General features: G+C 70.1%; 1 protein-coding gene and 2 pseudogenes. 2 read left to right on the top strand and 1 reads right to left on the bottom strand.

What is annotated here, in order from left to right; genetic code table 11:
• A pseudogene (locus tag AB0K09_RS33595) lies at window positions 1-216 on the bottom strand (hypothetical protein); the annotation flags it as partial.
• Between the two features lie 264 nt (window positions 217-480).
• Between AB0K09_RS33595 and AB0K09_RS33590 the strand changes: the two are divergent.
• Both AB0K09_RS33590 and AB0K09_RS33585 read left to right on the top strand, forming a co-directional pair.
• A pseudogene (locus AB0K09_RS33590) lies at window positions 481-855 on the top strand (L,D-transpeptidase); the annotation flags it as partial.
• 124 nt (window positions 856-979) lie between these two features.
• On the top strand, window positions 980-1,212 hold a 233-nt coding region (locus tag AB0K09_RS33585; RefSeq protein WP_366069168.1), incomplete at its 3' end, for a GntR family transcriptional regulator.

The raw sequence follows: 1,212 nt of genomic DNA, 5'->3' as shown, positions 1-1,212 counted from the left end.
GGTGCGCACCCCGTCGGCACGGGGCCGCCCGTCGACGTACTCGTCGTAGTCCCGCACGGGGTCGAACGGGCGGAACCCGGGCCCCTCACGGTCGCGTAGATAGGCGTCGAACATCTCCTTCCAGGCCGCGGCGTGCACCGTGGCCGTGCGCGTCAGCACGCCGTCGAGATCGAACAGACAGGCTTGGACATGATCGGGAAGGCCGAGACTCATCACGTGGCCCATGTTCCCCGGCATTTCGCGGACATGCGGGGTGAGCAGGGGCGAATGCCCCCGATGGGGGCGCGGGGCGGCCGAATTCCCGCTGCCGGGGCGTGCAACCGCGCGGTGAGGTGAACGGTCTTACCGTTCATGACAACCACACCGCGCACGAGAGTGCTGCGCCGTCTCGGCGTGCTCGCCGGGGCGGTGGCGCTGACCGCGCCGCTGACCCTGGCGATGGGCGGCACCGCCGAGGCCGCCACGCCCAACACCGGCAAGAAGTGCCCCACGAACAAGGGCCGGATAGCCTGCGTCGACCTGACCCGGCAGATCACCTGGATCCAGGACGGCTCAAAGGTCAAGTACGGACCCGTGCACATACGCTCGGGCCGCGACGGGTACGAGACGCGCACCGGTTTGAAGAAGATCTACTGGCGGCACAAGGACCACTGGTCCACGATCTACAACGTCGCCATGCCCTACAGCCAGTTCTTCGACGGCGGGCAGGCCTTCCACGCCATCAGCGGCAGCGTCTACTCCCCGCCCGGCTCGCACGGCTGCGTCAACATGCGGCTGAACGACGCCAAGGCGTACTGGAACCTGCTGCGCAACGGCGACGACGTCTACGTCTACGGCCGCAAGCCCGGCACCTGACCGCCCCCGTGACCGGCCGTCCGGTACCGGGAGTTCCGCGGGACGGTTCCCCCGGTACCGGACGGCCGGGTGCGTTAGGGTGGCGGAACATCAGGTCATCAGACGACTTCGAGAGGGGACGGGCATGACGCTGCGGCCGGTCGACCGCCGCTCGGCCGTCGAACGCGCGACCGCACAGCTGCGGGAACGCGTCGAAAGCGGCGACTGGCCCGTCGGCGGCCGCATCCCCAGCGAGCCCGTGCTGGCCGAACAGCTGGGCGTCGGCCGGTCCGCCGTCCGCGAGGCCGTCCGGGCGCTGACGCACGTCGGCATGCTGGAGCCCCGCCAGGGTTCGGGCACCTACGTCCTGCAGTCGGC

It is taken from the genome of Streptomyces sp. NPDC049577 (assembly GCF_040675635.1).
Taxonomy (GTDB): Bacteria; Actinomycetota; Actinomycetes; order Streptomycetales; family Streptomycetaceae; genus Streptomyces.
The sequence above is the reverse complement of the archived record's forward strand: the minus strand, read 5'-3'. Positions and strand labels throughout refer to the sequence as shown.